This window comes from Salinarimonas sp. NSM (genome assembly GCF_052380005.1).
GTDB lineage: Bacteria > Pseudomonadota > Alphaproteobacteria > Rhizobiales > Beijerinckiaceae > Salinarimonas.
Genome location: NZ_JBQTCJ010000057.1, coordinates 1 through 25,073, shown reverse-complemented (window position 1 = coordinate 25,073; position 25,073 = coordinate 1). Strand labels below are relative to the sequence as shown.

Below are 25,073 nucleotides of genomic sequence, written 5' to 3'. Positions count from 1 at the left end.
CTTCGAGAGATGGGGCCGTCGCGCCCGTCCCGTGCGGCGCTACCACCACAGCCCGGCCGTCTCCTGCTCGCTCTCGCGCACGGCCGGGCGCCTCGCCTCGTCGAGCGCGGCGTAGAGAGTGCGCGAGACCGCCTCGACGCCGGGGCTGGCGCGCTCGCGGGGGCGTGCGAGCAAGACCTCGACCTCGTCGTGGATGCGCCCCGGATCGGGGCGCATGACGATCACACGGTCGGCCAGCATCACCGCCTCCGCCACGTCGTGGGTGACGATCACGATCGTGAGCCCCGTCGCCTTCCACAGGGCGAGGAGATGCGCGTGCAGGTCGGCGCGGGTGAAGGCGTCGAGAGCCGAGAAGGGCTCGTCGAGGAGCAGCACCTCGGGCCCCGCGGCGAAGGCGCGCGCGATGGCGACGCGCTGCTGCTGGCCCCCGGAGAGATCCCGCGGCAGGCGCTCGGCGTGCTCCGAGAGGCCGACCCGCGCGAGCGCATCCGCCACCTTCGCCGCCCGCTCGGCGGCGGGCAGGCGGGAGAGCCCGAAGCCGACGTTGCGCGCGACGTCGAGCCAGGGCAGCAGCCGCGGCTCCTGGAAAACGACGCCGATCTTGGGATGGGGATCGCGCACCGCCTCGCCCTCGATGGCGATCGTGCCGGCGCTCGGCCGGTCGAGCCCCGCGAGGAGGCGCATGAGGGTGGTCTTGCCGCAGCCAGAGCCGCCCACGATCGCGACGATCTCGCCGCGGCGCACGTCGAGGTCGACGTCGGCGAGGGCACGCTTGCCGTCGGCATAGGTCTTCGAGAGGCGCTCGATGGCGAGCATGGCTGGTCTCCGGTTCTTGTCACAGGCGCTCGCGCGCGACGTCCTGCCAGGCGACGAGGGGGCGCGTCGCCGCGACGAGGACGAGGTCGCAAGCCTTGCCGAGCAGCGCGAAGGCGACGATCGCGGCGAGGATCTGGTCGGGCTTGCCCATCTGCTGGCCGTCGACGAGGAGGTAGCCGAGCCCCTCCGATGCGCCCATGAACTCGGCGGCGACCACGAACATGAAGCCGAGCCCGAGACCCGAGCGCAGGGCCGTGATCGTCTCCGGCAGCACGGCGGGCACCAGGATGCGGCGCGCGGTCTCGACCCGCGAGAGCCGGAACACGCGCGAGACCTCCAGCAGCTTGCGGTCGATCGAGCGGATCGCGTCGCACACCCCGAGATAGACGGGGAAGAAGACGCCCACCGCGATCAGCGCCACCTTCGACGCCTCGAAGATGCCCAGCCACAGGATGAACAGCGGCACCCAGGCGATGGAGGGGATGGCCCGCAGGGCCTGGAGCGTCGGGTCGAGCGTCTCGCGGGCGAGCCGGCTCGCGCCGCACAGGGCGCCGAGCACGAGCCCCGCGCCGGCGCCGAGCCCGAAGCCGACGAGCACGCGCCAGAGCGTCGTCGCGACATGAAGCACGAGTTCGCCGCGCGCCTGGAGATCGGCGAAGGTGGCGATCACCCGCGACGGCGGCGGCAGCAGCCGCCCCTGCGCGAGCCCCGCGGCGACGACGGCCTCCCAGCCGAGCGCCGCCGCGAGCGGCAGGGCGAGGCCGAGCGCGAGGGAGCGCCCGAGCCCGCCACCGGCACCCGGCCGCGGCAGGCGCCAACCGATCCGCGGAGCGGACCGCCCGGGCGGGCGCGCCGCGAGGCTCCCCTCCCCTGCGCTCATCGTGCGGCCACCGTGAAGCTGCTGTCGATCAGAGCGTCGAGCGTGGCGTCGATGTCCGAGCCCGCGGGCAGCACGCCGGCCTCGACGAGCGCGACGCCCGCCGCGCGGATCGTCTCCCGCTCGCTCGTGCCGAGGACCGGGTTCGTGATGTCGGTGCGCTCGAGCTGGCGCGCGACGATCTCCGGCGGCAGCCGGGTGACGTCGCCGAGCACGGCGGCGAGCGCGGCCGGGTCGGCGAGCGCCTCCGTGCGGGCGCGCTCGTAGGCGGCGAGCACGGTCTCGACGATCCGCGGGTGCGCCTGTGCGAAGCTTTCTCGCACGTTCAGGGTGCCGAACGTGTTCGCGCCCGGGTCGCGGTGGAAGAGCTTCGCGCCGCTCTCCAGCTCGGCGGCGGCCATCATCGGGTCGAGGCCGGCCCAGGCGTCGACGTCGCCGCGCTCGAGCGCGAGACGCCCGTCGGGATGCTGCAGGAGGACGAGGCGCACGTCGCGCTCGGTCAGGCCGGCGCCGGCGAGCGCGCGCACCAGGAAGATGTGCGGGTCCGTCCCGCGGGTCACCGCGACGCGACGCCCGGCGAGGTCGGCCACCGTCTCGATGCCGGTGTCCGGCCGCGTGACGAGCGCGGTCCATTCCGGGCGCGAGTAGAGGTAGATCGTGCGGATCGGGTTGCCGTTCAGCCGCCCCACCAGCGCCGCCGCGCCCGCGGTCGAGCCGAAGTCGATCGCCTCGGCGTTGAGGAACTCGAGCGCCTTGTTGGAGCCCAGCGTCTGCACCCAGCGCACGTCGATCCCGTCGGCGGCGAGCGCCTCCTCCAGCCAGCCGCGCTCGCGCAGGAGCAGGCTGACCGGGTTGTAGGTGGCGTAATCCACGGTGATCCGGCCGGGCGCGTCCTGCGCGACGGACCGGTTCGTCAGCACGAACGGGGCGGCGATGCCCGCGCCGAGGGCGGCGAGCAGGGTGCGGCGATTGAGCGTCATCGGGCGGTCCTCGGATGGGATCGGGTCGGCGGGAACCCCGAGGATCGGGGCGGGCGCGAACCGGCCCGGCGCGGGATGGCGGGCGGCTCTGTCGTTCGGTATAACGAACGATCCGGTCGATCGTCAATAGCCGAGTTGTGAATTATCTTATTTTACGTTCTCAAACGTGTTAATGGCTTCACCCCTGCGCCGCCATCCGCCGCCGCAGCCGTGCCTGCTTGTCGGACACCGCGAGCGCGTCACGCAGGGTGCGCACGCCGTCGGCCTCCAGCAGCGGGATGAGGCCGAGCAGCACCTGCGCGGTGGCCCTGGCATCGCCCAGCGCCGTGTGGCGCGCCTCCGGCGGGATCACGACGCCGAAGCGCTCGGCGAGCGCGTCGAGGGTCAGGCTCTCCTGCGTGCCGAACAGGTGCGCGCCGAGCAGCACCGTGTCGAGGACCGGTCCCGCGAAGGATATGCCCGGCGCCCCCTCCCCGCGCTCGAGGAATGCGAGGTCGAAGGCCGCGTTGTGGGCGACGAGCACCGCCTCGTCGACGAAGGCGCGAAACCGCGCGAGCACCACGCTCGCCGGCTCGGCGCCCGCGACCATCGCGTCGGTGATGCCATGCACCCGGCTCGACGCCGCCGGGATCGGCCGGCCGGGATCGACGAGGACGTCGAACAGCTCCCCCGTCATCAGCCGGTTGTTGACGATGCGCACGCCGGCGACGGAGCACAGCGCGTCCCGCGCCGGATCGAGCCCGGTCGTCTCGGTGTCGAGGACGACGAAGGTGAGCGCGCGCAGCGGGCGGTCGTCGAGGGGGGTCGGCGCGAGGCTCCCCAGGAGCCCGAAGTCGTAGAACTCCGGCCGCTCCGGCACGGGCACCGGCGCCTTGGCGATGGGCAGATCCTCCTCCCGAGCGGCGGCCAGCGGCAGCTCGAGGCGGGCGCGCCCCGGGGCGGCGGGATCGGGCACGCACCAGAGATCCGTGCGGTGGCGCGCGAGCACGTCGTGCCCGGTCACGGCCCCCGCTCCGTCCTCCAGCCGCTCGGAAAGCCAGACCTCGACGGTGGACGGCGGCGGCGCCTCGCCCGCCCACGAGGCGAGGAGGCGCACGCGCCCGGTCTCGGCGACGGCCGAGAGCTGGAACGCCTCGGTGCCGGCATGCACCGCGATGCGGTTGAGGAGATGCTCGACGAGCGCGGTGATCGAGGCCGAGTCGCAGCGCAGCCAGGCGGGCTCGCCTCGGGTCTCGAAGACGAGGTCGCGCCCCTCGGAGCGGCGCGCGCGCACGAGCTGGAACAGCGTCGGCGAGTGGGTCGTCGCCATCGGCCAGGCGCCGGAGACGAGGTCGGAGGCGGCCTCCTCCAGCCGGTCGAGCCGGTCGCCGAGCTCGGCGGGCTCGCGTTGGAGCAGGTCGCGGGCGAAGGCGACGTCCTCCGCGCTCGGCCCCGCCCCCGGGGTCGTCCCGCGCGCGAGCAGCTCGCCGGCGAGGGCGAGGGCGGCGACGCGCTCGCGCATGTCGCGGATGCCGTCCTGGAGCAGGCGGTCGCGCCAGACGCCGGCGGCGAGCGCGTTCGTGACGTCCTCGAAGGAGAGCACGTAGCCGGTGGGCCGCGCCCCGTCCGGATCGAGCATCAGCGACATGCGCCCGACGATGCGGGCGTTCTCCCTGGCGGTCGCGCCGACGAGGGTCGTGGTGAGCCCGTCGCGGTGTATCTGGTGGCGGCCGGTGCGGAAGCGGTCCTCGAGCCGCTCCAGCGTGTGCGCCAGGACGCGGCCCGAGAGCACCTCGGTGAGCGGGCGGTCGAGGCCGATCTCGCCGCAGGCGCCGAGGATCTCCTGGGCACGGCGGTTGTAGAGCGTCACCTTGTGGGCGAGCGTGCAGAGGACGACGCCCTGGCGCAGGTCGCGCAGGACGATCTCGAGGTTGCGCGTCTGCCGATCGGCCCGAGCGGTCGCCGCGGAGACCGCCGCATCCACCTCGAGCCGCGCCTCGTCGAGCGCCTGGCGAAACTCCGCGACCGCGGGAGCGAGGACGCCGAGATAGCGGCCCTGCTGCAGCGACGGCGGCTGACGGGCGGCGCGGGCGTGGACCGCGGCGCGCACGTCCGCCGCGATGGCGACGAGAGGCCGCGCGACGTGCTCGTCGAACTTGAGCCAGACCCAGGCCGTCAGCCCGATCGTCACCCCGACCGCGACGAGCCCGGCGAGCACCAGCGGCGCCGCGCTCGCGGGCTCGAGGGCGCGGCCCACGTAGACCAGCGCCCCGACGATCCCCGCCCCCGCCCCGAGCGCGATGAGGGCGAAGAACAGGAAGATGCGCACACGCAGGGACCAGCGGGCGGGGTTCATGGCACGGCCTCGGCGCCCGACAGAGCGGCCATCAGGTCGGCGAAGCCGAAGGGCTTCGTCAGCATGGCGTCGGCGCCGAGCGCATGCGCCTTCTCCCGGTCGACCGGCCGACCGCGCGGGCTCGTCAGCACGATGCGGATGCCGGCGAGCGCCGGGTCGGTGCGGATCGCCCGGCAGAGGTCCCAGCCGTCGCGGCCGATCAGCATGGCGTCGAGGACGGCGCAGTCCGGCGGCGCGCGGCGCAGGGCCGCGAGCGCCGCCTCGCCGTCACCCGCCGTGTCGACCTCGTACCCCGCCGCGGCGAGGAGGCGCGCCAGAGCTGCACGCATCGGCTCCTCGTCCTCGGCGACGAGAACGTGTCTCGCCACCACCGCTCCTCCTCGCGCCCTCCCCGGGCGACCGTCACGGGCGGCGCGGTCGAGCCCACGCTCGCCCCGAAAGGACCCGTCCTCGCGCCTCAGGCGCTCGGCGTGCCGCCGGGACCGCACACGACCGCGCGCAGCGGATCGCCGTCCGCGAGCTCCCGCCATTCCCCGCCGATCGGCTGGCCGCTCGCGTCGAAGCCGTCGAGATCGACGAGATCCGCCCTGCGCCCGCCCGCACAGTCGAACACCATTGCCGCGGTCGCCGTCGGCACGTAGCGCTGGAGCAGGTGGACCTCGGCGAGCCGGTAGCCGGTCTCGCCGGGCGCCGGCACGACGTTTCCGACCGCGACGAAGCGGTTCACCGGCGCGACGAGGTAGGTCCAGGGCTGAAGCGGGTGCGTCTGCTCGTAGGTCTGCGCGACCCTCACCGTGCTTGGCAGGGCTCCGGCGGTGCGCGAGAACCAGGAATAGTCGTTGTAGAGCGTGTAGGTCATCATCGCCGCACCCGCCATGAGCGGCAGGATCCAGCGGGGCGGCTTTCTGCCGAACACCCTGAAGGCGAGCATCACCACGCCCGCCACCGCGACCCCGAGCACCACCACCGCTATCAGGTTGAACCACATGGACCGATCGTTCCCGTCTGCGCCTCAAGCCGCCGATCGCCCGTGGGCGAGCGCGGCCTGGAGGCCTTTCACGACGCCGAAGGCGTCCTTGAGATGGTTGCGCTGGAGCGCCGAGAGGCTCGACGGCTTGAGGAAGTTGTCCGGTCGCGCGCCGGCGCGCACCTGCGCCGCCTGGTGCGCGAGCCGCGTCTCGCAGACGAGGTCGTAGGCGTCGATCAGATCCGCCGCGCCGCTCTCGGACAGGGTCCCCGCCCCGCGCGCGGCCAGCAGCCGCTCGCGGGTGTTCACCGCTGCGATGGCGCCGTCGAGCGCGTAGACGCGGGCGAGATCGACGATGGGTACGACGCCGGAGTGCTTCAGGTCCACCGCGTCCTTGTGCTCGCCGGAGCGGATCAGGGCGAAGCCGCGGAACAGGCCGAGGGGCGGCGTGTGCTTGAGCGAGTTGGCGATCATGTGGGCGCGGAAGATGCTGTTCTTGCGCGCGGCCGCAAGCGTCTCCGCCTGCAGCCCCTCGAACAGCCCCGCCTCCCCCGCGATCGGGCGCAGGTCGAACATGACCGAGGCGAGCATCTGCGCCATCGGGTCGGGCCTGGAGATCCAGCCGGCGAAGTAGGAGCGCCAGACGGCGAGCGGCTGTCGCCAGCGTGGGCTGGTCGCCATCATCTCGCCGGGGCAGTAGTAATAGCCGCAGGCGTCGAGGCCGTCGCAGACGATCCGCGCGAGCTCCGCGAAATACGCGCCGTCGCGGGTCTCGTCGTAGGCGTCGTCGAGGATGAGGCAATTGTCCTGGTCGGAGACGCCGGTCTGCTCGCGCCGCCCCTGGCTGCCGCAGGCGAGCCACAGCCAGGGCACCGGCGCGGGGCCGAGCCGCCCCTGCGCCAGCGCCAGCAGCCGGCGCGTCACCGCGTCGGCGACGCCGGTGATCGCGTGTCCCACCCTGTGGGGCGGCATCCCCGAGCCGACGAGCTGGACGAGCAGCTCCGGCAGCTTCGCGACCACGCCCGCGAGCGCCTGCACGTCCGCCGCCTTGGCGATGTCGGCGAGCATGTACATGGCCGAGATCGTCTGGCGGCGCACGAGGTTCGTGCGGGTGAGGATGCCCTCCGGCCGCCCCCCGCGCGCGATCGGCAGGTGCCCGAAGCCGCGCTCGGACATCAGGACCATGGCGTCGTAGACGAGCGCGTCGGGCGCGAGCGTCACGGGATCGGGCGTCATGACCTCGGCGACGGCGGTGTCCGCCGAGCGGCCCCGCGCGACGATGCGGCTCGTCAGGTCTCCCGTGGTCAGGAGCCCGACGAGGCGCCCCGCCTCGTCCCCGACGAGGACGCAGGAGATCGCCCGCTCCGCCATCAGCGCGGCCGCGTCGCGCACGGACGTCGCGGGGGAGACGCAGACCGGGCCCGCCGTCATCACGTCGGAGAGGGGGGCGGCGAGCCCGCTCTCGCCGGGCCCCTCCCGCGGCGCTGCGCGCCGCGCGGCCGTGCTCCTCAGGCGGTCGTAGAAGGCGTCGACGGCGGGATGGGCGGCGAGCAGCGCGAGGAAGGCGCTCGCGGGAACCGCGAGGGTGCGGGTCGGCGCGATGGCGACCGCGCGCACGCTGGACGGTTTCTCGCGCAGGATCGCGCGAGCGCCGACCGCCTCGCCGGGCGCGTAGCGCGTGACGCGCTCACCTTCCGCCGAGAAGGCGTCGACGGCACCCGACAGGAGGATCTCGACGCGTAGCACCGGCATGCCGTGGCGCAGGAGGACGGAGCCCTCGGGATGCGTGCGGATCTCGCCCGCGGCGGCGAAGCCGGCGAGCGCGTCCTCGGGCAGGAGATCGTAGGGATGGTGGCGAGCCAGGACGTCGCGGGCGGTCTCGTGCGGCGCGCTGTCGGCGGTCGAGGCGCTGGACGCGGGCTGCGTCATCGGTGGGCGTTCCTGGCGTGTCGTGTGCGCGACCGCGCAGCGCGGATGCGCGTGCGGAGCCCGCGTGCGGGCTCCGCGAGAGTGTCCGCGTCGCACCCGAAAGATCAACTCGGGTGCGACGCGTAGGGAGCGTGAGGCTCAGTGCGCCACGGCGCCGCCGGCACCGCGCGGGATGCGCACGCTCTCGACGAGATCCTGGATCTCCTTCGGGGGAGCGGCGGTCGCGCGCGAGACGCCGTAGGCGACCGCGAAGTTGAGGATCGCGCCGACGACGCCGAACGAGGCCGGGGCGATGCCGAACAGCCAGTTGTCGGGCGTGTTGGCGATCATGTTGGTGCCCGGGATGAAGAACCAGCCCAGGTACGTGAAGATGTAGAGGCAGGTCGACAGGATGCCCGTGAGCATGCCCGCGATCGCGCCCATGTTGTTGATGCGCTTGGAGAAGATGCCCATCATCAGCACGGGGAAGATCGACGACGCCGCCAGCCCGAAGGCGAGCGCCACGGTCTGCGCCGCGAAGCCCGGCGGGTTGAGGCCGAGCCACGTGGCGAGCACGATGGCGCCGGCCATGGAGATGCGCGCGGCCATGAGCTCGCCCTTCTCCGAAATGGTCGGCATCAGCGCGCTCTTGAGCACGTCGTGCGAGATCGCCGACGAGATCGCGAGCAGGAGACCCGCCGCCGTGGAGAGCGCGGCCGCGAGGCCGCCCGCCGCGACGAGCGCGATGACCCAGCCCGGGAGGTTGGCGATCTCCGGGTTGGCGAGCACGAGGATGTCCGGGTTGACGGTCAGCTCGTTGCCGGCCCAGCCCCACTCCTGCGCCTGAGCGGCGAAGGCGGCGTTGGCCTCGTTGTAGTACTGGATGCGGCCGTCGGCGTTCTTGTCCTCGAAGCGCAGGAGGCCGGTGGTCTCCCAGGTCTGGAACCAGTCCGGACGGTTCTCGTAGGCGAGGTTGCCCTCGGGCGAGCCGACCTCGCCGATCTGGATCGTGTCGACGATGTTGAGGCGCGCCATCGCGCCCACCGACGGGGCGGTGAAGTACAGGATCGCGATGAAGACGAGCGCCCAGCCCGCGGACCAGCGGGCGTCGGCGACCTTCGGCACGGTGAAGAAGCGGATGATGACGTGCGGCAGGCCTGCGGTGCCGATCATCAGCGCGAGCGTGAACAGCACCATGTTGAACATGGACGTGTTCAGCGTCGTGTACTGCGCGAAGCCGAGGCCGACGATCACCTCGTCCAGGCGCTGCAGCAGCGGCTGGCCGGACGCCGTGTGCTCGGAGAAGAGGCCGAGCGGAGGCACGGGGTTGCCGGTGAGGTTGAGCGAGATGAAGATCGCCGGGATCGTGTAGGCCGTGATCAGCACGACATACTGCGCCACCTGCGTGTAGGTGATGCCCTTCATGCCGCCGAGGACCGCATAGACGAACACCACCGCCGAGCCGATGTAGAGGCCCGTCGCCGTGTCGACCTGCAGGAACCGCGCGAAGGTCACGCCGACGCCGGTCATCTGGCCGATGACGTAGGTCACCGAAATGATGATCAGGCAGACGACGGCGACCAGGCGCGCGGCCTGCGAGTAGAAGCGGTCGCCGATGAACTCCGGCACCGTGTACTTGCCGAACTTGCGCAGGTAGGGCGCCAGCAGCATGGCCAGCAGCACGTAGCCGCCCGTCCAGCCCATGAGGAAGGACGAGTTGCCGTAGCCGGTGAAGGCGATGAGGCCCGCCATGGAGATGAACGAGGCTGCGGACATCCAGTCCGCGGCCGTCGCCATGCCGTTGGTGACCGGGTGGACGCCGCGGCCCGCGGCGTAGAACTCGCCCGTCGAGCCCGCGCGGGCCCAGATGGCGATGCCGACGTAGAGCGCGAAAGTCGCGCCGACGACGAGATAGATCAGGGTTTGCGTTTCCATGGTCGCCGCCTCACTCCTCGACGCCGAAATCGCGGTCGAGCTTGTTCATCCGCCACGCGTAGAAGAAGATCAGCGCCAGGAAGACGATGATCGATCCCTGCTGTGCGAACCAGAAGCCCAGGTCCGTTCCCCCGATGGAGATGCCGGACAGGAGCGGACGGAAGACGATCGAAAACCCGAACCCGACGACGGCCCAGATGATCAGGCAGTTGCGTACGAGGCTGAGATTGGCCTTCCAATAGCTTTGATCTCGGTCGTTTTGGCTCATCATGACGGCGCCCACCTCATGGCTTGGCGTTACCCCCACCGCGTCTCACCGGAACCGGAGCGCGCCACCGACGTTGTACCGTCGGTCCGGCGTCCGATCCGCACCTCCCCCGGCGCGACGCGGCTGCCCGATTCCGCATGCGCGGAGCCGAGCCTGCGGCACTGTATGACCGACTTTAGGGGATCGGTAATTGAGACGTTCGGCTAAGACCCGGGCGCCGCGTCACGGAGCCTGCCATCCGCGTCGTACTCTTCCTGATGACGCTAGCCGACCGACGCGACGTGCCTGGCGAGCGTATAATTTCGCTCGCGTGCACCCGCGATGTCACCGAGACCGGGGACGTCCTGCGCCTCGCAGGCGTCGCAGACGAGCTGCCAGGTCTCGTCAACGAAGGCGGGGACGGGTCGATCGAGCGGCACCGCGCACAGCGAGTCCGAGCCGCGGCGCCTGAAGACGTTGAAGCTCGGCCCCGTCCGCGGGCTCGGGACCGGTCCGCCGGCCTCTCGCACATCACGGCATTCGAGGTTCGAGCCGATCGACCGATGAAACGTCATCGCGTCCCCCCTTCTCACCGCGAAAACGTACCATACTGTCACGCTCGCTGAAGACGTAGAAACGGGACCCAGCCGTTCGCCGACGAACGACCGGCACCGTGCGCTTCCCACCCGCGGCCGCACCCGCTACGACGACGAAGGCGGCGATCGCTTGGAGAACCGGGGATGGACACGCTGGACGCTTTGGTGGAGCACGGGGCGATCCGCGAGGCCGTGGCGAGGCTCTGCACCGGCTTCCCCGGCGCCTACTGGCGTGCGCTCGACCGGGGCGACCGCTACCCGGCCGAGTTCGTAGCCGCGTTGACCGACGCGGGCTACCTCGCCGCGCTGATCCCTGAAGAATACGGCGGCGCAGGGCTGCCGCTCTCGGCGGCGGCAGCGATCCTGGAGGAGATCCACCGCTCCGGCGGCAACGGCGCGGCCTGCCACGCGCAGATGTACGTCATGGGCACGCTGCTGCGCCACGGCTCGCCCGTGCAGAAGGCGCGCTGGCTGCCGGAGATCGCCGCCGGCCGGCTGCGGCTGCAGGCCTTCGGCGTCACCGAGCCGACCTCGGGGACGGATACCGGCGCGCTGCGCACGGTCGCCAGGCGCGACGGCGACGTCTACGTCGTCGACGGCCAGAAGATCTGGACGAGCCGCGCCGAGCATTCCGACCTGATGATCCTCCTCGTGCGCACCACGCCGCGTGAGGCCTGCGCGAAGCGCACCGACGGTCTCTCCGTTCTCCTCGTCGACATGCGCGAGGCGCTCGGCCGCGGGCTGACGCTGCGCCCGATCCGCACGATGATGAACCATGCCACGACCGAGGTCTTCTTCGACGGCCTCAGGGTCCCGGCCGAGAACCTGATCGGCGAGGAGGGGCACGGGTTCCGCTACATCCTCACCGGCATGAACGCCGAGCGCATCCTCATCGCCGCGGAGTGCATCGGCGATGCGAAGTGGTTCGTCGAGACCGCGTGCGCCTACGCCCGAGAGCGCGTGGTCTTCGGCCGGCCGATCGGCCAGAACCAGGGTGTGCAGTTCCCCATCGCCCGGGCCTATGCCCGCATGCGCGCCGCCGAGCTGATGGTGCACGAGGCGGCGCGGCTCTACGAGGCCGGCGCGCCCTGCGGGGCGGAGGCGAACATGGCCAAGATGCTCGCCGCCGAGGCCTCGTCCGAGGCCGCAGACGCCTGCCTCCAGACGCACGGCGGCTTCGGATTCGCCGAGGAGTACGACGTCGAGCGCAAGTTCCGCGAGACGCGCCTCTACCAGGTCGCCCCGATCTCGACGAACCTCATCCTCGCCCATCTCGCCGAGCACGTGCTCGGCCTGCCGCGGTCGTACTGACGCCGGCGACGAGGCTCGCCGGCTCAGCCGTGCGCGGCGCGGCTGTCCGCCGGTGCCTCGTCGCGGCGCGTCATCCCGTAGTCGCGAGACACGGCCGCTACGCGCAGCCGGTAGTCGGCGAACATCGTCGAGCGGCCGAGGGCCTGCGCCACGCGATGGGCGCGGGTCTCGCGCCAGGCCCGGATCGCGTCCTCGTCCTCCCAGAACGAGAGCGAGAGCAGCTTGCCCGGCTCCGCGAGGCTCTCGAAGCGCTCGACCGAGATGAAGCCCGGTATCGTCTCGAGCAGGCCGCGCAGGTCCGCCGCCATCGCCATGTAGTCGGCGCGCCGGCCGTCCGTCGGCCAGACTTCGAAGATGATCGCCTGCATGCCCTCTCCTCCCGTTCCGGAACCACCGTCCGCGAGCCTTCGTTCACCCCGCGAGCGTAGCGTGACGAGGAGGGTGACGCGTGGAAGCCGACGGTGCACAAGGTCTCATCTGGTCTTTGACCATCATCGTGATGCCGATCCTGCTGGGGCTCGCCATCGCCTTCGGCGCCTACCAGACCTGGAAGCGTCGCAGGTCCGACGCGCCCGTGCGGCGCGAGCCGGGCCGGATCGACAACGTCGATCCGAACCCCGACGAGAATGCGCAGGCCCGCTACATGGGCAAGCTCGGCCTGATTTCCGCCGCGGTCTTCGTCGTCGCCGCGATCGCGATCGTCGCCTACTTCTTCTGAACGGACGACGCATGCCCGGGAGCCGGCGGGAAGTGCGCACCCGGTCCCGCGCGGCCGAGCCGATCGCCCTGGTTTCGCAGCGAGCAATCCTCCAGCGACAGGCATCCGCAGCCGATACATCCCGAGAGGTCGTCGCGCAGCTTCGAGAGGAGCGCGATACGCGCGTCGATCTCGTCCCGCCAGCCCGCAGAGAGTCGCGCCCAGTCCGCCGCGTTGATGGCGCGGTGCGCCGGCAGCGCGTCGAAGGCCGCACGGATCTCCGCGAGCGGGACGCCGACCCGCTGGCCCACGCGCACGATCGCGATGCGCCGCAGCACGTCACGGGCGTATCGGCGCTGGTTTCCCGCGGTACGCGTCGACTCGATCAGCCCCTGCGCCTCGTAGAAGTGCAGCGTGGAGACGGCGACGCCGGCGCGGCGGGCGACCTCTCCCGGTGACAGCAGGATCGAACGGTCGATGCGAGGCGCCATGCGCACGCTTCCCTCTTGACCTCGACATTACTCGAGGTTTTATCCCTGTGAGCCTCTTCGGTCAAACCGCGAGGTTCCCATGCGTCCCGACCCCGGCTTTCCGGTGCCCCCGCCCCCCCGCCGCAGCCGGGGCTCGGCCCGGCCGCTGCGCTGGTTCCTGCTCAGGCGGGCGCTGGCGCGATTGCTGATCGCGCTCGGCGCGCGCGAGCGCGACCCCGCGCGGCTGAACGCGCGCTCCCTCGCCCACCTCGACGACCACCTGCTGCGCGACGTCGGCCTGCGCCGGGAGGAGGGGCCGGGTGGGGATCGGTATCGGAAGCTGTGAACAGTGTCTCCCAGCTGCGATCCCGCGCGATCGCGCACCGCAGCGCGTTGCCTCCCCCCGCACCGATCCTGTAGAGGAGACGCGATACCGAACCTGGAGGTCGAACGGCCATGAAGAAGGTCTATCCCGACGCGACGGCGGCGCTCGCGGGGCTGTTGAAGGACGACATGACGATCATGGCCGGCGGCTTCGGCCTGTGCGGCATTCCCGAGACGCTGATCGACGCGATCAAGCTCTCGGGCGTGAAGGGGCTGACCGTGATCTCGAACAATGCCGGCGTCGACGGCATCGGGCTCGGCATCCTGCTCGAGACGCGCCAGATCCGGAAGATGATCTCGTCCTACGTCGGCGAGAACAAGACCTTCGCGCAGCAGTACCTCGCCGGCGAGCTCGAGCTCGAGTTCAACCCGCAGGGCACGCTCGCCGAGCGCATCCGCGCCGGCGGCGCGGGCATCCCCGCCTTCTTCACCAAGACGGGCGTCGGCACCCTGATCGCCGACGGCAAGGAGGTGCGCGAGTTCGACGGCGAGCAATACGTGATGGAGCGCGGCCTCTTCGCCGACCTCGCCATCGTCCACGCCTGGAAGGGCGACACGGAAGGCAACCTGATCTACCGGAAGACCGCGCGCAACTTCAACCCGATGATGGCCACCGCCGCCGAGGCGACCGTCGCCGAGGTGGAGCACCTGGTCGAGCCGAAGGACATGGACCCGGACCACGTCCACACGCCCGGCATCTTCGTGCAGCGGATCATCCACGTGCCGCACGCCAAGAAGCACATCGAGCAGCGCACCACCCGCCCCCGGGCGGCTTGAGGGAGCACGACGACCATGCCCTGGACCCGTGAGCAGATGGCCGCGCGTGCGGCTCGCGAGCTGCGCGACGGCTACTACGTCAATCTCGGCATCGGCATCCCCACGCTGGTGTCGAACTACATCCCCGAAGGGATGACCGTTCAGCTGCAGAGCGAGAACGGCATGCTCGGCATGGGACCCTTCCCCTACGAGGGGGAGGAGGACGCCGACCTCATCAACGCCGGCAAGCAGACGATCACCGAGCTTGCGACGACGAGCTACTTCTCCTCCGCCGACTCGTTCGCGATGATCCGCGGCGGCCACATCGACCTGTCCATCCTGGGCGCCATGCAGGTGGCCCAGAACGGCGACCTCGCCAACTGGATGATCCCCGGCAAGATGGTCAAGGGCATGGGCGGCGCCATGGACCTCGTCGCCGGCGTCAAGAAGGTCGTCGTCGTGATGGAGCACGTCGCCAAGGGCAAGGACGGCTCGGAAAGCCCGAAGCTGCTCTCGGCCTGCGACCTGCCGCTCACCGGCACCCGGGTCGTCGACATGGTGATCACCGATCTCGGGGTCTTCACCATCGACAAGCACGGGGACGGGGGCATGACGCTCGTCGAGCTCGCCGAGGGCGTGAGCCTCGACGAGATCGCCGCGAAGACGCAGGGCGCCTATCGCGTGGCCGACGGCGTGGCCTGAGCCGCGCACCGCGTGCGACGGGTTTCGCGACGCCCGCGGAGAGTTCTCCCCGCGGGCGTCGTCACGTCTCACATCCGCCCGAGCGCGTCCGCGAGGATCGTCGTGAAGCCGAGCACGACGAGACCCGTGCACAGGAGCGGATAGAAGGTCTCGCCGACGAAGCCGCGCACGTAGCGCGGCGAGACGCCGGCGGCGTTGGGCATGCCTGCATAGGTGAGCGCGAGGCCGAGCGCGAGCAGGACGGTGCCTTCGATCAGGGACATGGGAGGTCTCCCGCCTTCCCGCTCCGGGGAAGGCGCATGCGGGCCGGGCCGGGCGTCGCGGCGGACGCGCGCGGGACCGCGGCCTCGAATTATCTGGAAATGGCGGCTGTCAGGCGGTGGCGTGGCGCGGGACGGGAGGACCGCGCGCGGCATGGGCGCGGGGACGTGCACCGGGCCGACCTCCGCCCCCTCCCCGCGCCCGCCGGGCGGGCCCGCGAGGCGCGGCGACGGGCGTGGGAAGGCGCGGCCGCCGCGGCGCCGGACGGCCGTCGCGCGACGCTTTCTGCCCAAGCGTCTGCGCCTGCCCACCCTCGAGCCGCAGGCTCGCGTCCGGCGCGTCCGCATCGAGGACGGCGGTCGCCTCGTGCGCTAAGATGCAGGCGGGGAACGTCGCGGCCGGGAGCGACGCCGCCGCGACGGGCCGCAGAAAGGCGCAGACGAGGACCAGCGCGCCCATGAGGAAGAGGCGCAGCGCGATGCCCCTCGAGATCAGCTCGCGATCGAGCACGGGTGTGGTCCGACCCGCCAGCCGCCGAAGCGGTCCGGCCGCGCGGGCGGCGGTCCGGGCAACGGGACGCTGCGCCTCGGCGGCCCGTCCGTCAAGCGGCTTCTGCGCGACGATCCGGACCCTCGGCGCCGCTCGCGCGTTCGGCTCGTCGACACCATCTCGAGACCACACTCAGCTGGGAGCACGCCCGTGAACGATACAGCCAGCACCTACGGCCCCGGCGCCGACGCCGGCCGAAGCTACGGCCGGGAGGCCCGCCGCGACCACGTGCGCCGCGCCAGCGCGCGGCTCGAGGCGCTCGCGCGCCTGCTCGACTCCTCGATCCGCGTGCCCGGCACGCGCTTCACCTTCGGGCTCGATTCGATCCTCAGCATCGTGCCCGTCGTCGGCTCGTTCATCGGCGCGGGCGTGTCCGCCTACGTGGTGATCGAGGCGTACCGGCTCGGCGCGCCCCGCGCGACGCTCGCGGCGATGCTCGCCAATATCGGGCTCGACACCGTGCTCGGCTCGGTGCCCGTGCTCGGCTTCGTCTTCGACGCGCTCTACAAGGCCAACAATCGAAACGTCGCGATCCTGCGCCGCCACCTCGCCGCCGCGGGCCGGCTCTGACGGCCGCCTCTCAGGCGGGGAGCCCCGTCGCCAGGAAGCGCGCGAGGCTCGTCGCGTCGAAGGGCTTCTCCCAGCGCGGCACGTCGTCGAGCCCGTTCGGCACGACGTTGCCGCCGTAGCCCGTCGCGAAGACGAAGGGCACGCCGCGCGCCTTCAGGGCGCTGGCGACGTCGAAGACGAGCTCGCCGCGCAGGTTGATGTCGAGCACGGCGCGATCGATCCGCTCACGCGCGATGAGCTCGAGGGCCTCCCGGGCGTCGCCGACGGGCCCCACCACCTCGGCGCCCTCCGCCGCGAGCGCCTGCGCCAGATCGTCAGCGATGAAGTACTCGTCCTCGACCACGAGAACGCGCGGTCGTCCCGCGAGGGAATCGACGCCGGTCATGTGACAATCTCCGAAAGCCGGCTCCTCGGGGGTGGCGCCGTGCGCGGACCGTAGCAGGACGCGGCATTGGTGCCAACTCCGTTCGGCTCCCGACCCGTGCTCATGGTTGCGCCGTACGGCCGCGACGCTTAGCCATGAGCCTCGGGCATCATCCTCGACGAGGAGCGCGCATGATCGTCGTATTCGGCTCGGTCAACGTCGATCTCGTGGCGCGCGTGCCGCGCATCCCGCGCCCGGGCGAGACCGTGCTCGCGCCGACCCACGAGCGCCATCACGGCGGCAAGGGCGCGAACCAGGCGATCGCCGCCGCACGGGCCGCCGGTGGCGCGATCCGGGTCGCGATGGCGGGCGCCGTCGGGGACGATCCCCTCGGCGCGGCCGCCCGCGACAACCTCGCCGAGAACGGCGTCGACCCCTCCCCGCTCGAGACGCGCGACGCGCCCACCGGCGTCGCCTTCATCGCCGTCGACGAGGACGGCGAGAACGCCATCACCGTGGCGTCCGGCGCGAACGCGCTGGCGCGGGCGGACGGGCTCGGCCCGCTCCTCGCGGACGCGACGGTCCTCGTCCTGCAGATGGAGGTCCCGCTCGCGTCCGTCGCCGCGGCGGCCCAGACGGGCGCCGAAGCCGGAGCGCGCGTCGTCCTCAACCTCGCACCCGTGCCCGCCGATCCGGACCGCGCGACCCTCGACGCCCTCCTCGCGGCGACCGACGTTCTCGTCCTCAACGCGCACGAGGCGGACGCGCTCTGCGCCTTCCTCGGCCTTCCGGACCAGGACGGCCGGATCCGCGACGCCACGCTCGCGGCGCGCTGCGGGGCAGACGTCGTCGTCACGCTCGGAGCCGCGGGCGCGCGGGCCGCGACACGCGACGGCGAGACCCTCCGCGTGCCCGCGTTTCCCGTCGAGCCCGTCGACACCACCGGCGCCGGAGACGCCTTCGTCGGGGCGCTCGCCGCGGCGCTGGCGGAGGATCTGCCGCTCGCCGAGGCGCTCGCACGCGCCGCGGTCGCGGGCGCCCTCGCCTGCCTCGCGATGGGCGCCCAGGCCGCCTCCCCCACCCGCGCCGCCATCGAGGCGGCGCTTCGCAAGCCCACCGGAGAGCCGTCGTGACCCGCGCCATCATCATCGACACCGATCCCGGCCAGGACGACGCGATCGCGATCCTGCTCGCCCTCGCCTCGCCGGAGCTCGAGGTGCTGGGCGTCTGCGCGGTCGCCGGCAACGTGCCGCTCGCGCGGACCAGCGTGAACGTGCGCAAGGTGCTCGAGCTCGCGGGGCGCACCGACGTGCCGGCCTTCGCAGGCGCCGACCGGCCGCTGCTGCGCCCCCTCGTCACGGCGGAATACGTCCACGGCAAGACCGGGCTCGACGGCGCCGACCTCCCGGAGCCGACGATGCCGCTCGACCCGCGTCACGCCGTCGACTTCATCGTCGAGGCGGTGATGAGCCGCCCTCCGAAGACCGTCACGCTCTGCCCGCTCGCCCCGCTCACCAACATCGCGCTCGCGCTCGCCAGGGAGCCGCGGCTGGCCGAGCGGCTCGAGGGCATCGTGCTGATGGGCGGCGGCGTGTTCGAGGGCGGCAACCGTACGCCGGCGGCCGAGTTCAACATCTACGTCGACCCGGAGGCCGCCCAGCGCGTCTTCGCCTCCGGCGCGGACGTCACCTTCATCCCGCTCGACTGCACCCACCGGGCGCTGACGACGGAGAAGCGGACGGCCGCCATCCGCGCGCTGGGCACGCCGCTGTCGACGGCCGTCGCCGGCTGGCTCGACTTCTTCGAGCGCTTCGACGAGGCGAAGTACGGCACCGACGGCGGGCCGCTGCACGACCCGTGCGTGATCGCCTATCTGCTGCGCCCCGACCTGTTCCGCGGCAAGCGCGTCCACGTGGCGGTCGAGACCGGCTCGGAGCTCACCCGCGGCATGACGGTGGCGGACTGGTGGGGCGTCGTCGACGCCGCGCCCAACGCCACGATGCTGCGCGACGTCGACGCCGACGGCTTCTTCGCGCTGCTCACGGAGCGGCTGGCGCGGCTGTGACGGGGGGTGCGCCCTCCGTCACAGCACCTTCTTGAACCCCAGATGCGTCTGGCCGTAGCCCAGCCGCCCGTAGAAGCGGTGCGCATCGACGCGCGAGGCGTTCGAGGCGAGCTCGACGAAGGCGGCGCCGTGCTCGCGAGCCCAGGCCTCCGCGTGGGCGACGAGCGCCGCCCCGATCCCCCGCGAGCGCCGCGCGGGATCGACGTGCACCGATTCGATGCGCACCCGCGTCGCGCCGCGATCGACGAGGCAGGGGATGACGCTCACCTGGAAGGTGCCGACCACGCGGCCCTCGTCCTCGGCCACGAAGACCCTGTGGTCCTCGCTCGTGACGATACGGGCGAAGGCCGCCGCGTAGGCGGGGGCCGTCTCGTCCGTCCAGGCGTCGCCGTGGCCGCCGAGCGTGTCGGCGGCGTAGAGGCGCAAGATCGCCTCGAGGTCGCTGGTGCGCGCCTCGCGCAGGACGAGGTCGCTCACGCGCCGAGCCTCGTCTCCTTCGGCACGACGACGTCGGGCGGCCCGAAGCCCGGCAGCGCCTCGACGCGCGCCATCCAGGCCCGCAGCGCCGGGAGCGCCTCGAGCGAGAACCCGCCGGCCTCGGCGTAGCAGGCGACGCCGTAGAGATCGACGTCGGCCATGGTCGGCCCCTCGCCGACCACGAAGTCGCGGCCCGCGAGGTGCCCGTCGAGCACCGCGAGCGCCGCCGCGCCCTCGGCGGTACACATCGCCACCGCCTCCTCCGGCGCCTGCCGGAAGCCGAGCTTCACGCCGCGGCAGCGGTAGATCGGCGTGGCGAAGCGATCGTAGTCCCAGAACATCCACTCGCGGGCGCGGATGCGCTCGTCGAGGGTGGCGCCGCCCATCTTGCCGGTGACGTCGGCGAGATACTCGAGGATGGACGCCGCCTGGCACAGCCCCCGGCCGTTGGAGCGGTCCTCCAGCAGCGGCACCTGGCCATAGCGCTGGCGTGCCACGTAGCCCGGCGCCTTGTGCGCGCCCTCGCGCAGGTTGACGAGCTCGAAGTCGAACGGCTCCCCCGCGAGCGCGAGGAAGAGCGCGACCTTGTAGGTCGGGCCCGACAGCCAGATGCCGTGGAGCAGGAAACGGGGAGCGGTCATGATCGCGCGAATCCTCCAGAGGCGCCCGCCAACGGGCGCGCGAGACGCTAGCGCGGCGCGCGGGCGGGCGGAAGCCTCCTCGGCGTGGGCGCGCGCTCAGGCCTTGCGCGCGGCCGTGAACCGGGCGGCCTCGATCAGCACCGCCGCCCGATCGCCCCAGGGCGCGAGGGCGGCCTCGGCCTCGGCCACGAGCCGGTCGCATTCGGCGCGGGCCGCGTCGAGGCCGAGCGCGTCGACGAGCGTGCCCTTGCCGCGCCCGGCATCCTTGCCGACGGCCTTGCCCAGCGCCTCGGCGGTCGCCTCGCGGTCGAGGATGTCGTCGGCGATCTGGAAGGCGGCACCCAGCGCCCGGCCGTATGCGAGCAGGCGCGCGCGGTCCTCCGCCCCCGCCCCCGCCGCGATGGCGCCGGCCTCCGCCGAGACCGCGAGGAGCGCGCCGGTCTTCATCGCCTGGAGACGCCGGATCTCGTCCTCGCCGAGCCGGCGCGGCCCCCAGCGGCCCTCCGCGGCGAGGTCGAGCATCTGCCCGCCGACCATGCCCGCGAGCCCCGCCGCGCGGGCGATCGCGGCGGCCAGCGCGGCGCGAATCTCGGCCGGAGCGTCCGGCCCCTCGGCGGTCGCGACCTCGAAGGCGAGCGTCAGCAGCGCGTCGCCCGCGAGGATCGCGGTCGCGTCGTCGAAGGCCACGTGCACCGTGGGCTTGCCCCGGCGCAGGTCGTCGTCGTCCATGGCCGGGAGGTCGTCGTGGACGAGGGAGTAGCAATGGATCAGCTCGATCGCGAGCCCCGCGCGCAGGCCCGCCTCCTCCGGCCCGCCGAGGAGCCGCGTCGCCTCCACCGCCAGGAAGGGCCGCAGCCGCTTGCCGCCCGCGAGCGCCGCGTGGCGCATGGCCGCCATCAGGCGCTCGGGCCGCGCGATCTCGCCCGTGCGCGGCGCGTCGTCGAGGAGGGTCTCGAGCCGCCGTTCGACGGTGTCCGCCACGGCGCGCAAGCGCGTCTCGAACGGCGTGGGCGTGTGCGGCATCGGCCTCGAAACCTCCAGGAAACGGCACGGCCCGGCTTGCAGCAGCGGCGCGGCCGGGTCAAGTACGGGGCGGGTTCCACCGGGCGAGGATCGCGAGGATGAGCCGGAGCGGGGAGACGACGCGCGCCGACGCGCCGGGCCGCGGCCTCGTGCGGCGCCTCGCCCGCGGCGTCCTCCGCCTCGCCTGGCGCATGGTCGCGCTCGTCGCCGTCGCGCTCGTCGCGCTGACGCTGATCGGTGCGGCGATCACCCCGGTCTCGACCCTGATGCTCGGCCGCTGGGCGACGATCCAGCCGGTGACCCGCATGGTCGTGCCCCTCGAGGCGATCTCGCCACACGTGCCGCGGATGGTGATCGCCTCGGAGGACTCGCTCTATTGCCGGCACGCGGGCGTCGACTTCGACGCGCTCTTCGCCGTGATCGAGGCCGGGGCGGAGCGCGGGGCCTCGACCATCCCGATGCAGACGGCCAAGAACGTGTTCCTGTGGCCCCAGCGCTCCTACGTGCGCAAGGCGATCGAGATCCCGCTGGCGCTGTGGCTCGACCTCGTCTGGGGCAAGCGACGCACGCTCGAGGTCTACCTCAACGTCGCGGAATGGGGCGAGGGGATCTTCGGCATCGAGGCGGCGGCGCGCGCTCACTTCGGCAAGAGTGCCGCCGACCTCACGCGCCGCGAGGCGGCGCTCCTCGCCACCGCCCTGCCGAACCCCCGCGGCCGCGATCCCGGCCGCCCGTCGGGCGGGCACGCGCGGCTGGCGGAGAACCTGATGGCCCGCGAGCGCGGCTCGGGCGACATCTTCGGGTGCGTGGAGTAGCCGGTCAGCCGGGGCCGGCGTTCGCTTCCTCTAGAAACCGCGCGAGGTCCTCCGGGGACGCCAGCCGGATCACCGGCTCGTCGGGCTCCGGCCCCTGGAAGCGGGCGACGTGGTCGTCGAAGACCGCGTCGGAGAGGCCCATGCGTGCGCGGGAGACGTCGTTGGCGCGCCGGCGGGCCCGGATCGTGTCGAGCGGCGTCTCGACGTGGAGGATGCGGGAAGCCGCGCCGTGCGCCGCCGCGACCGCGGCGCAGCGCTCGCGCAGGAAGCGGAAGGCGAAGGTGTCGTCGACGATCGCCGAGCGCCCCGCCGCCAGATGCGCCGCCAGGCGCTCCATGGCGATGTGGCTGGTGCGCTCCCATTCGGAATCGTCGACCACGTTGCCGCCGTCGAAGCCGCGCTCGTCGTTGATCGCGTCGAGGGAGACGATCGGGATCGCGAGCTCGCGCGCGATCAGCCGGGCGATCGTGGACTTGCCGGAGAACGCGAGCCCGCACATGGCGTAGGCGATCGGCGTGCGGGCTCTCGTCTCCACGGCGTGTCCTCCCCGAAGGCTCGGCCGCGCCCTCGCGCGCCCGGCGGCCTCGACGGAGATAGCGACCCGGTCCGACGGTCGCAACGCCGCGCGACGGCGAGGCGCCGGCGAGGCTTCCCCTCGCGACGGGCGGCTGCTAGAGAACCGTGGTCGCCGTCGCGTCCGACGAAGACACGAGCCCGATACTCGGGCCGAAGACACGAGCGAAGACACGAGCCCATGCAGCCCTTCACGGTTCTCACCGGCGTCGCCGCGCCGCTCCGGATCATCAACGTCGACACCGACATGATCATCCCGAAGAACTACCTCAAGACGATCGAGCGCACCGGGCTCGGCAAGGGGCTGTTCGCCGAGATGCGCTTCACGCCCGAGGGCGCGGAGATCCCCGGCTTCGTGCTCAACCAGGCGGCCTATCGCAAGGCGCAGATCCTGGTCGCGGGGGACAACTTCGGCTGCGGCTCCTCGCGCGAGCACGCACCGTGGGCGCTGCTCGACTACGGCATCCGCTGCGTGATCTCGACGTCCTTCGCGGACATCTTCTACAACAACTGCTTCAAGAACGGCATCCTGCCGATCGTGGTGTCGCCGAGCGAGCTCGAGGCGCTGTTCGAGGACGCCGAGCGCGGCGCCAACGCCACGGTGACCGTCGACCTCGAGTCCCAGGAGATCCGCGGCCCCGACGGCGGCGTGATCCGCTTCGAGATCGACCCGTTCCGCAAGCACTGCCTCATGAACGGCCTCGACGACATCGGGCTGACGCTCGAGAAGGCACCGGCGATCGACCGGTTCGAGCGGGAGATGGCCGAGCGCCCCTGGGCGTGATCTGGCGCACCCGCGCCGGCGCCTTTCTCCCCCTTGCCGCCCCTCCCGCCGCCCGCTACCGATGAGCGGACGAACGCGAGGAGGCGACGCCATGCCCGAGTACGAGACCATCCTCACCGAGACCCGCGGCAAGGTGGGGCTCGTCACGCTGAACCGGCCGCAGGCGCTCAACGCGCTCAACTCCACGCTGATCGCGGAGCTGAACGAGGCGCTCGACCGCTGGGAGCGCGACCCCGGCATCGGCTGCATCGTGATCACGGGCTCCGAGAAGGCCTTCGCGGCGGGGGCGGACATCAAGGAGATGTCCGGCCTCTCCTACCCGCAGACCTATCTCGACGACTTCATCACCGCCTGGGACAAGGTCGCCGCGCGGCGCAAGCCGATCGTGGCGGCGGTATCGGGCTTCGCGCTCGGCGGCGGCTGCGAGCTCGCGATGATGTGCGACTTCATCCTCGCCTCGGAGACCGCGAAGTTCGGCCAGCCCGAGATCAAGCTCGGGGTCATGCCCGGCGCCGGCGGCACCCAGCGCCTGACGCGGTTCGTCGGCAAGGCGAAGGCGATGGAGATGTGCCTCACCGGCCGCATGATGGACGCCGCCGAGGCGGAGCGCGCCGGGCTCGTGTCGCGCGTCCTGCCGGTGGACCAGCTGCTCGACGAGGCGCTGAAGGTGGCCACCGCCATCGCCGACATGTCGCTGCCGATCGCGCTGATGACGAAGGAGAGCGTCAACCGCGCCTACGAGACCACCCTCGCCGAGGGCATCCGCTTCGAGCGGCGCGTCTTCCACGCCATGTTCGCCACCGCCGACCAGAAGGAAGGCATGCAGGCCTTCGTCGAGAAGCGCAAGGCCGAGTTCGGGAACCGCTGATGGACCAGATTACGGGACTGCGCCTGCCCACCTTCGCCGACGTGGAGGTCGCCGCCGGGCGCCTCGCGGGCGTCGCCCATCGCACGCCGGTGATGACCTCGCGCACGGCGGATGCGCGCACGGGCGCGCGGCTCTACTTCAAGATGGAGAGCCTCCAGCGCACGGGCGCCTTCAAGTTCCGCGGCGCCTACAACGCCATCGCGGCCCTCGACGCGGATGCGCGGGCACGGGGCGTCGTCGCCTATTCCTCGGGCAACCACGCCCAGGCGATCGCCTGCGCGGGCGCGCTCATGGGCGCGCCGACGGTGATCGTGATGCCGACCGACGCGCCGGCGATCAAGGTCGCCGCGACCCGAGGCTATGGCGCCGAGGTCGTGCTCTACGACCGCTTCAACGAGGACCGCGAGGCGATCGGCCGCCGGCTCGCCGCGGAGCGCGGGCTCGCGCTGATCCCACCCTTCGACCATCCCGACGTGATCGCCGGCCAGGGCACGGCGACGAAGGAGCTCATCGAGGAGGTCGGGCCGCTCGACCGGATCTACGTCTGCCTCGGCGGCGGCGGGCTCACCTCGGGCGCCTGCCTCGCGGCGGAGGCGCTCTCGCCGGGCTGCGCGGTCTACGGCGTCGAGCCAGAGGCGGGCGACGACATCCGCCGCTCGCTCGAGGCGGGACGCATCATCGCGATCCCGGTCCCGCAGACCATCGCCGACGGCGCGCAGACCACCGCCGCAGGCGCCCACACCTTCCCGATCCTCCAGGCGAAGGCCGCGGGCGTGGTGACCGTGCCGGATGGGGCGCTCGTCGAGGCGATGCGCTTCTTCGCCGAGCGGATGAAGCAGGTGGTGGAGCCCACCGGCTGCCTCGCCGCCGCCGCCGCCTTCGCGGCGGGTAATCTCGCCGGCGAGCGCGTCGGCGTCGTCGTGTCGGGCGGAAACGTCGACCTCGCGCGGTTCGCGGCGCTCGTCTCGGGCTGACCGCGGCCGACGCGGCCGGGATCAGGCGCGGGCCTTGCCCGCGTCCTCCACGCCGAGCGCCTCGAACACCTTGGCGACGATGCCGCGGGCGTCGAGGCCGGCTGCGGCGTACATCTTGGCGGGCTTGT

The 25,073-nt window shown here is 72.4% G+C and carries 30 protein-coding genes; 12 read left to right on the top strand and 18 right to left on the bottom strand.

Annotation, left to right across the window (positions count from 1 at the left end; genetic code table 11):
- Positions 1-39: 39 nt before the first annotated feature.
- From ACTZWW_RS18010 to ACTZWW_RS17965, 10 genes are all read right to left on the bottom strand, one after another.
- Positions 40-816, bottom strand: a complete 777-nt coding sequence (locus ACTZWW_RS18010) for an ABC transporter ATP-binding protein (protein WP_444782354.1) — start codon at positions 814-816, stop codon at positions 40-42.
- Positions 817-835: 19 nt separating this feature from the next.
- Complete coding sequence (locus ACTZWW_RS18005) at positions 836-1,696, bottom strand: ABC transporter permease (RefSeq protein ID WP_444782353.1); 861 nt, start codon at positions 1,694-1,696, stop codon at positions 836-838.
- Positions 1,693-2,673, bottom strand: a complete 981-nt coding sequence (locus ACTZWW_RS18000; protein ID WP_444782352.1) for an aliphatic sulfonate ABC transporter substrate-binding protein — start codon at positions 2,671-2,673, stop codon at positions 1,693-1,695. The genes ACTZWW_RS18005 and ACTZWW_RS18000 overlap by 4 nt, the downstream gene beginning before the upstream one ends.
- Before the next feature lie 178 nt (positions 2,674-2,851).
- On the bottom strand, positions 2,852-5,008 hold the full coding sequence (locus tag ACTZWW_RS17995; RefSeq protein WP_444782351.1) for an exonuclease domain-containing protein: 2,157 nt from the start codon (positions 5,006-5,008) through the stop codon (positions 2,852-2,854).
- On the bottom strand, positions 5,005-5,376 hold the full coding sequence (locus ACTZWW_RS17990; RefSeq protein ID WP_444782350.1) for a response regulator transcription factor: 372 nt from the start codon (positions 5,374-5,376) through the stop codon (positions 5,005-5,007). Before ACTZWW_RS17990 ends, ACTZWW_RS17995 begins: the two co-directional genes overlap by 4 nt.
- 89 nt (positions 5,377-5,465) lie before the next feature.
- The gene (locus ACTZWW_RS17985) at positions 5,466-5,996 is read right to left on the bottom strand and encodes a hypothetical protein (RefSeq protein WP_444782349.1); all 531 of its coding nucleotides are present in this window, start codon (positions 5,994-5,996) and stop codon (positions 5,466-5,468) included.
- A gap of 24 nt (positions 5,997-6,020) precedes the next feature.
- Positions 6,021-7,904: a putative nucleotidyltransferase substrate binding domain-containing protein gene (locus ACTZWW_RS17980; RefSeq protein ID WP_444782348.1), complete on the bottom strand. Its 1,884-nt coding sequence runs from the start codon at positions 7,902-7,904 to the stop codon at positions 6,021-6,023.
- Positions 7,905-8,042: 138 nt separating this feature from the next.
- Positions 8,043-9,818: a sodium:solute symporter family protein gene (locus ACTZWW_RS17975; protein ID WP_444782347.1), complete on the bottom strand. Its 1,776-nt coding sequence runs from the start codon at positions 9,816-9,818 to the stop codon at positions 8,043-8,045.
- 10 nt (positions 9,819-9,828) lie between these two features.
- A complete protein-coding gene (locus ACTZWW_RS17970; protein ID WP_444782346.1) occupies positions 9,829-10,089 on the bottom strand; it encodes a DUF4212 domain-containing protein in 261 nt (86 codons plus the stop codon).
- Between the two features lie 260 nt (positions 10,090-10,349).
- Positions 10,350-10,640 carry a hypothetical protein gene (locus ACTZWW_RS17965; protein WP_444782345.1) on the bottom strand — a complete coding sequence of 97 codons (291 nt, stop codon included), beginning with the start codon at positions 10,638-10,640 and terminating at the stop codon, positions 10,350-10,352.
- A 165-nt stretch (positions 10,641-10,805) separates the two neighbouring features.
- Between ACTZWW_RS17965 and ACTZWW_RS17960 the strand changes: the two genes are divergently transcribed.
- Positions 10,806-11,972: an acyl-CoA dehydrogenase family protein gene (locus ACTZWW_RS17960; protein ID WP_444782344.1), complete on the top strand. Its 1,167-nt coding sequence runs from the start codon at positions 10,806-10,808 to the stop codon at positions 11,970-11,972.
- A gap of 23 nt (positions 11,973-11,995) precedes the next feature.
- Here the strand turns inward: ACTZWW_RS17960 and ACTZWW_RS17955 are convergent, their stop codons facing one another.
- The gene (locus ACTZWW_RS17955; RefSeq protein ID WP_444782343.1) at positions 11,996-12,340 is read right to left on the bottom strand and encodes an antibiotic biosynthesis monooxygenase family protein; all 345 of its coding nucleotides are present in this window, start codon (positions 12,338-12,340) and stop codon (positions 11,996-11,998) included.
- A gap of 80 nt (positions 12,341-12,420) precedes the next feature.
- Here ACTZWW_RS17955 and ACTZWW_RS17950 point away from each other — a divergent pair, with 80 nt between their 5' ends.
- A complete protein-coding gene (locus ACTZWW_RS17950) occupies positions 12,421-12,690 on the top strand; it encodes a hypothetical protein (protein ID WP_444782342.1) in 270 nt (89 codons plus the stop codon).
- Here ACTZWW_RS17950 and soxR read toward each other — a convergent pair.
- Positions 12,678-13,160, bottom strand: a complete 483-nt coding sequence (soxR, locus tag ACTZWW_RS17945) for a redox-sensitive transcriptional activator SoxR (protein WP_444782341.1) — start codon at positions 13,158-13,160, stop codon at positions 12,678-12,680. The two genes, ACTZWW_RS17950 and soxR, sit on opposite strands and share 13 nt — an antisense overlap.
- Before the next feature lie 79 nt (positions 13,161-13,239).
- Between soxR and ACTZWW_RS17940 the strand changes: the two genes are divergently transcribed.
- The 3 genes from ACTZWW_RS17940 to ACTZWW_RS17930 all read left to right on the top strand — a co-directional run bounded on the left by ACTZWW_RS17940 (position 13,240) and on the right by ACTZWW_RS17930 (position 14,981).
- Positions 13,240-13,485: a DUF1127 domain-containing protein gene (locus ACTZWW_RS17940; RefSeq protein ID WP_444782340.1), complete on the top strand. Its 246-nt coding sequence runs from the start codon at positions 13,240-13,242 to the stop codon at positions 13,483-13,485.
- A 110-nt stretch (positions 13,486-13,595) separates the two neighbouring features.
- Complete coding sequence (locus tag ACTZWW_RS17935) at positions 13,596-14,300, top strand: CoA transferase subunit A (protein ID WP_444782339.1); 705 nt, start codon at positions 13,596-13,598, stop codon at positions 14,298-14,300.
- A gap of 15 nt (positions 14,301-14,315) precedes the next feature.
- The gene (locus ACTZWW_RS17930) at positions 14,316-14,981 is read left to right on the top strand and encodes a 3-oxoacid CoA-transferase subunit B (RefSeq protein WP_444782338.1); all 666 of its coding nucleotides are present in this window, start codon (positions 14,316-14,318) and stop codon (positions 14,979-14,981) included.
- A gap of 68 nt (positions 14,982-15,049) precedes the next feature.
- Here the strand turns inward: ACTZWW_RS17930 and ACTZWW_RS17925 are convergent, their stop codons facing one another.
- Positions 15,050-15,244 (bottom strand): hypothetical protein, encoded by a 195-nt coding sequence (locus tag ACTZWW_RS17925; RefSeq protein WP_444782337.1) that lies wholly within the window; start codon positions 15,242-15,244, stop codon positions 15,050-15,052.
- Positions 15,245-15,941: 697 nt separating this feature from the next.
- Between ACTZWW_RS17925 and ACTZWW_RS17920 the strand changes: the two genes are divergently transcribed.
- A complete protein-coding gene (locus ACTZWW_RS17920) occupies positions 15,942-16,361 on the top strand; it encodes a DUF4112 domain-containing protein (protein ID WP_444782336.1) in 420 nt (139 codons plus the stop codon).
- 10 nt (positions 16,362-16,371) lie between these two features.
- Here ACTZWW_RS17920 and ACTZWW_RS17915 read toward each other — a convergent pair whose 3' ends face one another.
- On the bottom strand, positions 16,372-16,746 hold the full coding sequence (locus tag ACTZWW_RS17915; RefSeq protein WP_444782335.1) for a response regulator: 375 nt from the start codon (positions 16,744-16,746) through the stop codon (positions 16,372-16,374).
- Positions 16,747-16,916: 170 nt separating this feature from the next.
- Between ACTZWW_RS17915 and ACTZWW_RS17910 the strand changes: the two genes are divergently transcribed.
- A complete protein-coding gene (locus ACTZWW_RS17910; RefSeq protein ID WP_444782334.1) occupies positions 16,917-17,858 on the top strand; it encodes a PfkB family carbohydrate kinase in 942 nt (313 codons plus the stop codon).
- Positions 17,855-18,790, top strand: a complete 936-nt coding sequence (locus ACTZWW_RS17905) for a nucleoside hydrolase (protein WP_444782333.1) — start codon at positions 17,855-17,857, stop codon at positions 18,788-18,790. Before ACTZWW_RS17910 ends, ACTZWW_RS17905 begins: the two co-directional genes overlap by 4 nt.
- Before the next feature lie 18 nt (positions 18,791-18,808).
- On the opposite strand, the gene ACTZWW_RS17900 is transcribed toward ACTZWW_RS17905, so the two are convergent.
- From ACTZWW_RS17900 to ACTZWW_RS17890, 3 genes are all read right to left on the bottom strand, one after another.
- Positions 18,809-19,267: a GNAT family N-acetyltransferase gene (locus ACTZWW_RS17900; RefSeq protein WP_444782332.1), complete on the bottom strand. Its 459-nt coding sequence runs from the start codon at positions 19,265-19,267 to the stop codon at positions 18,809-18,811.
- Complete coding sequence (locus tag ACTZWW_RS17895; RefSeq protein ID WP_444782331.1) at positions 19,264-19,908, bottom strand: glutathione S-transferase family protein; 645 nt, start codon at positions 19,906-19,908, stop codon at positions 19,264-19,266. Before ACTZWW_RS17895 ends, ACTZWW_RS17900 begins: the two co-directional genes overlap by 4 nt.
- Before the next feature lie 96 nt (positions 19,909-20,004).
- Positions 20,005-20,931 carry a polyprenyl synthetase family protein gene (locus tag ACTZWW_RS17890; RefSeq protein ID WP_444782330.1) on the bottom strand — a complete coding sequence of 309 codons (927 nt, stop codon included), beginning with the start codon at positions 20,929-20,931 and terminating at the stop codon, positions 20,005-20,007.
- Between the two features lie 98 nt (positions 20,932-21,029).
- Here ACTZWW_RS17890 and ACTZWW_RS17885 point away from each other — a divergent pair, with 98 nt between their 5' ends.
- Positions 21,030-21,746 (top strand): biosynthetic peptidoglycan transglycosylase, encoded by a 717-nt coding sequence (locus ACTZWW_RS17885; protein WP_444782329.1) that lies wholly within the window; start codon positions 21,030-21,032, stop codon positions 21,744-21,746.
- Positions 21,747-21,750: 4 nt separating this feature from the next.
- On the opposite strand, the gene ACTZWW_RS17880 is transcribed toward ACTZWW_RS17885, so the two are convergent.
- A complete protein-coding gene (locus tag ACTZWW_RS17880; RefSeq protein ID WP_444782328.1) occupies positions 21,751-22,281 on the bottom strand; it encodes an AAA family ATPase in 531 nt (176 codons plus the stop codon).
- 219 nt (positions 22,282-22,500) lie between these two features.
- Between ACTZWW_RS17880 and leuD the strand changes: the two genes are divergently transcribed.
- The 3 genes from leuD (at position 22,501) to ACTZWW_RS17865 (ending at position 24,945) form a co-directional block, all read left to right on the top strand.
- On the top strand, positions 22,501-23,103 hold the full coding sequence (leuD, locus tag ACTZWW_RS17875) for a 3-isopropylmalate dehydratase small subunit (protein WP_444782327.1): 603 nt from the start codon (positions 22,501-22,503) through the stop codon (positions 23,101-23,103).
- 91 nt (positions 23,104-23,194) lie between these two features.
- The gene (locus ACTZWW_RS17870) at positions 23,195-23,971 is read left to right on the top strand and encodes an enoyl-CoA hydratase (protein ID WP_444782326.1); all 777 of its coding nucleotides are present in this window, start codon (positions 23,195-23,197) and stop codon (positions 23,969-23,971) included.
- Positions 23,971-24,945, top strand: a complete 975-nt coding sequence (locus ACTZWW_RS17865; RefSeq protein ID WP_444782325.1) for a threo-3-hydroxy-L-aspartate ammonia-lyase — start codon at positions 23,971-23,973, stop codon at positions 24,943-24,945. Before ACTZWW_RS17870 ends, ACTZWW_RS17865 begins: the two co-directional genes overlap by 1 nt.
- Positions 24,946-25,073 lie beyond the last annotated feature (128 nt).